The sequence below is a fragment of the Streptomyces sp. C genome (assembly GCF_000158895.1).
Classification (GTDB): Bacteria; Actinomycetota; Actinomycetes; order Streptomycetales; family Streptomycetaceae; genus Streptomyces; species Streptomyces racemochromogenes.
Genome location: NZ_GG657750.1, coordinates 7,104,809 through 7,109,448 on the forward strand (window position 1 = coordinate 7,104,809; position 4,640 = coordinate 7,109,448).

Consider the following 4,640-nt stretch of genomic DNA (forward strand, 5'->3'; position numbering starts at 1 on the left):
GCGGCGCGTCCGCCGGCGCGCCCAGCTCCTGCTGCGCCCGGCGCAGCGCGGCGCGCAGGGCCGACAGCAGCTCGCGGCGCTCGGCGCGGCCGGCGAGGGGGTAGCGCTCCAGCAGCCGGGCGGGCTCCTCCAGGAGCGCGGCCAGTTCGCCGGCCCAGGGCCGCTCCAGGCTGGACAGGGCCCGCTGGAAGGACCGCACGGGGTCCCCGCTGTGCACCTCGGTGTCCAGGCACGGGACCCGGACCATGCCGAGCTGGAGCAGGGCCCCGATGTACGCCTCGCACTCCTCGGGGGCCGCGTCGTGCTCGGCGGCCAGCCAGTCGGCCAGTTCGTGGTGGCGCAGCTCGGGCTCGCCGCCGCCGGCGCCCGCGGCCCGTTCGGCCCGGTCGGCGAAGAGGGCGAGCAGCCGGTCCAGGGTGCCGCTGCGGCGCAGGAAGAACAGCCGGTCCTTGACCGCGTCGAAGGTGACCGCGGCCGAGTCGTCGCCGGCCGTCACCGAGCGCCGCACGTACCGGATCCGGTCGTCCTCCCGGCCCCAGCCCGGCGCCGGGCGCAGCGGCAGGTCCCGGCGGCGCACCGGGTCGGCGAGGACCAGCTCGGCGAGGCGCGCCAGCACCACCACGTTCAGCCGGACGTGGCTGCTCCAGGCGTCCTCCACCCGGATGCCGTCCGCCGCGGCCCCGGCGGTGAACCGGCCCGTCGCCACCCCCGTGAAGGTGCTGAAGGGGCTGGTCTTGCAGGCGGTGCGGTAGAGGTACGAGAGCACCGAGCGCTCGGCCTTGCGCGCCCGTCCCCCCGGCTCCCCGCCCCCGGCGGTCGCGGCCAGGTACGCGTCGAGCTGCCCCTCCAGCACGGGCGAGGCCAGCAGCAGCCCGTGCCGCAGCCGGTCGTCCTCCAGCAGCCCGCGCAGCGCGGCCCGGCCCCGGCCCAGATCGGCGGCGAGCAGCGGCTCCCCCTCGGCGAGCAGCTTCTCCAGCTCACGGGTCCGCTCCAGCCAGAGCGCCAGCCGCTCGGCCGCCTCCTCGCCCAGGGCCGCCACCGCCCGCAGGGCGGCCCCGGGATCGGCGGGCACGCGCCCGTTGTGGACGCGCCGGCGCAGCCCCAGCAGTTCGCGCCGGAGCGCCGCGCCCGGCCCGCCCGGCTCCGGGTCGGTCGCGCCGACCGCCCGGTGCAGCGCCTCGCTCAGCCACTGCGCGTCCGCCCGCAGCGCCTCCTCGGCCGCCAGCACGTCGGCCGCCCAGCGCCCGGTGTCCGCGCAGCGCAGCGCGTCGGCCGCGGCCAGCGGCAGGCCGGCGACGCGCAGCATGAAGCGCTCGCCGGTGTGCCATCCGGTGGTGGTGTCCATCCTGTGTCCCCTGCGTCTCTCGTGGCCCGGTCAGGCGATTTCGTGGCGGAAGTCGGCGGGCCGCGGCCGCTCGTGGCCGAGCAGCATGATCAGCAGCGGTGCCTCGTCGGTGTCCGCCAGCCCCAGCCGCTCGGCGTACGAGACGTTGTCGAAGCCCAGCGCCACGCCCGCGCCGAGCCCGTGCGCGGCGGCGGTGGTGTAGAAGGTCTGCGCGACCGCGCCGACGGCCGCCCCCATCAGGCGGTAGCCCCGGTCGCCGACCGCGTCGAGGACCGCGCTGGTCCGCACCGTCGGCACCAGCACGGCGCCCGCCTGCTCCAGGTTGTAGTTGGACAGGAAGTAGTTGGCCTGGAGGAACGGCCCGGGCGGACCCGGCACCACCAGCCGCAGCGCGTGCTCCGCCGGGTCGTAGGCGTAGCTGCCCGGCTCGATCCCCTCGACGTGGTTCACGAAGACGTACAGGGAGGTCAGCGGCGGCCCGTCGGACCGCTCCGCCTCACTGCCGGGCCGGGTCGCCGCGCACTGCGCCAGCGCCGCCGCCAGCTGCTCCGCCGTCACCGCCCGGCCGGCGTCGAACCGGCCGAAGCTGCTGCGCCGGGCCCGCAGCGCGGCCGTCTCCCCCATCGGGGGCGCCGGCGGGGCGGGCAGCGGGACGGGCTCCCCGCCCCGCGGCGGGTACGCGGCGGCCGCGTCGAGGGCGCCGGGCGCCGGACGGTCCCCGGCCCGGCCGAGGGTGGCTCCGTGGATCCGCTCCAGCGTCTCGAAGGCCAGCACGGTGCGGGACCGCTCCGCGTCCCGGTGCCGCACCCCGGCGCCCGTCGGCGGAGCCCCGGCGGCGGGGCCGGCCGCGTCGCCCTCCCACTCCAGGGGGAGCACCGCGAAGACGCCCTCCTCCTCGGGGGCCACGCCCAGCAGCCCGGCGAGGCGCTCCTCGTCGAACCAGAGCACGGGCGCGATCCGCAGCCCGTACGCCCGGGCCCACAGCCGCCAGGTCTGCACCAGCGCGCCCACGTCCATGCTCACCGCGTGGAAGGAGAAGCTGTTGTACTTGAAGGAGTTCTGCCAGTACTTGACGCTCAGCACCAGGTACTGCGACGCGCCCTCGCCCGGGCCGGGCCCCAGCGCCCGGCGCACGTCACCGGTGACGTCGCCGGCCAGCAGCCGGCGCAGCCCGTGCTGGTGCGGGGCGTAGTGGTACAGGCCCGGGGTGAGCGGCCCGCCCGCGCCGGCCGCCCAGTACACGCCGACCGGGTAGAGCCCGCCGCCCGAGGCGGTGCCCCGCGACCAGTTGGCCTGCGTGTAGTGGGGGAGCGCCGCCAGGTCGGTGTTGGCCTGCACGCCCAGGCGCCGTCCGGTCAGCCCGTACGACTCCTGGAGCATCCCGGACAGCAGCGGCAGGGTGAACCCCGGCGCGGGACGCGGCCCGCCGGACTCCGGCTCCGGCAGCGGCAGGGTCTCCGCGCCGGGGTAGTACTTCGCCTTGCGGGGGCGGTCGGCCCAGTCGGGCACGAAGTCGACGGGCTCCATGGGCACCCGGCCCCGGTACAGGATGGCGCTGGCGTAGTCATGGGCGTAGCCCACGGGTCCTCCTCGGTTCGTGCGGCCGTGCCGGGCGGGGCCGGCGGCGGCCGGGTCAGGGGAAGGGGTGCGGGGCCGGGTTGAGGTCGGCCGGCTCCAGGTCGCGCCCGCGCAGCCCCGCCTCGCGCAGGGCGGTGCGCATCCGCGGCATGCCCAGGGCGCGCTGCCTCGACCAGCCGAAGTCGATCGGCAGCAGCCCCGGCACCAGCACGCTCACGGTGTGCAGGCCCAGCGCCCGCTGCTCCGGCAGGGTCTGGTCGACCACCACCACGTCGAACCCCCCGGCGGCGACGGCCTCCACGCACCGCGCCAGGTCCTCGGCCACGTCGTCCGACACCCCCTCGGGGCCCAGCAGCGAGGACACCGGGCGCAGCGGACCCCGCGAGGGCCCGCGCAGCAAGAAGTCCGCGTGGCGGCCCATCTCCGGCACCCCGTACACCAGCGGGTGGTCGTGCAGCGCGGTGACCAGGTCGAAGTCGGCCGCCATCGCACGCAGCCGCTCCTCGTCCCGCGCGGTGCGGCCGGGCAGGTTCACCGCGTCCGTGGCGATCTCGCACAGCGCCGAGTCCAGCGCCGACTCCGGGTCCAGCCCGGCGCCCGCCCCGAAGCACATCCGGCCGGGGCCGCCGTCGAACCGCTCGGCGACCGCCGTCACCACCGGGATCGGGAAACTGATCCGCGTGTCGAAGAACCGCGCCCGGTACCCGTACAGGGCCAGCCGGTCGACCATCGCCCGCGTCGAGGCCCGGGAACTGGTGGCCGGGTCGATCTCGGGCAGCGGCTGCCGCCCGTACCAGGTGAGCAGGAAGGCGTCCCGCTCGACCACCTCCATCAGCCCGAAGTAGGCGGCCTCGGCCAGACTCCCGCCCGAGGCGCAGCCGTTGGAGCTCTCCTGCACGAACCGGTTCTCCAGGCCCGGCGCGTGGTAGTACGTCAGCACCTCCGGCACCAGCCGCGGTTCCCGGTCGCGCAGCGACCACCCCCACACCCAGGGGATCTCCCGGTCCGGGTCGAAGGGCCTCACCCGGGGGTTGTCCCGGTGGAACGCCCCGCTGTACAGGCCCACGACCCGCGGGTCGACGGCCTCGGCCCCGAAGCCGTTCAGGGAGCCGGTGACGCTGGTCGTGCGCGAGCGCGAGCGCATCCCCGCGTACCGCTCCAGCCCCTCCAGCACCCCGACGCGGGCGCTGCGGTCGAAGGAGTCGGTGTGCCCGCCCCAGAACGTCTCGCGCAGGTACTCGCCCGACCGCATCGAGAAGCACCCGATGGTCGCCGAGGTGGACGTCGAGGAGACGTCCTGCACCAGCGAGGGCCCCAGCGCCCCGCACAGCGGGTTCGCGAACGCCGCCACGTCGATGGCGTACGCCTCCACCGGCCGGGTACGGAACGCCCCCGGCCGGTACTTGGGCGCCGGCTCCGGATCCAGCGCCCGGGCCGTGTCCGCCTCGGGCGTCCCGCACACCGGGCACTCCGGGTCGGGCACCAGCGGGTAGCGCCGCACGCCCCCGCTCCGCAGGTCCAGCACCCACACCCCGGGGAACACCCCGGCCGCCGCCCCGGCGGCGCCGGAGCCCGCCGAGACCACCAGCGCGGCCAGCGCGTCGGCGGCGAAGGCGTGCGCGTACGGCCAGCCGCCCGCCGCCCGGGTACCGCCGCCCAGCTCCAGGGCGTCCCGCAGCGCGACCGACCGCACCGCCTGCCAGCGCCGCTCCAGGCA

The 4,640-nt window shown here is 77.1% G+C and carries 3 protein-coding genes; all 3 read right to left on the reverse strand.

Features of this window, described 5'->3' with window-relative positions:
• The coding region (locus SSNG_RS31790) for a lantibiotic dehydratase (RefSeq protein ID WP_042802465.1) at positions 1 to 1,345 on the reverse strand (1,345 nt) is incomplete at its 3' end.
• Positions 1,346 to 1,375: 30 nt separating this feature from the next.
• Positions 1,376 to 2,926 (reverse strand): SagB family peptide dehydrogenase, encoded by a 1,551-nt coding sequence (locus tag SSNG_RS31795; protein WP_007268051.1) that lies wholly within the window; start codon positions 2,924 to 2,926, stop codon positions 1,376 to 1,378.
• Positions 2,927 to 2,978: 52 nt separating this feature from the next.
• Positions 2,979 to 4,640 (reverse strand): TOMM precursor leader peptide-binding protein (locus SSNG_RS31800; RefSeq protein WP_063749933.1); only part of this gene is annotated, 1,662 nt, incomplete at its 5' end.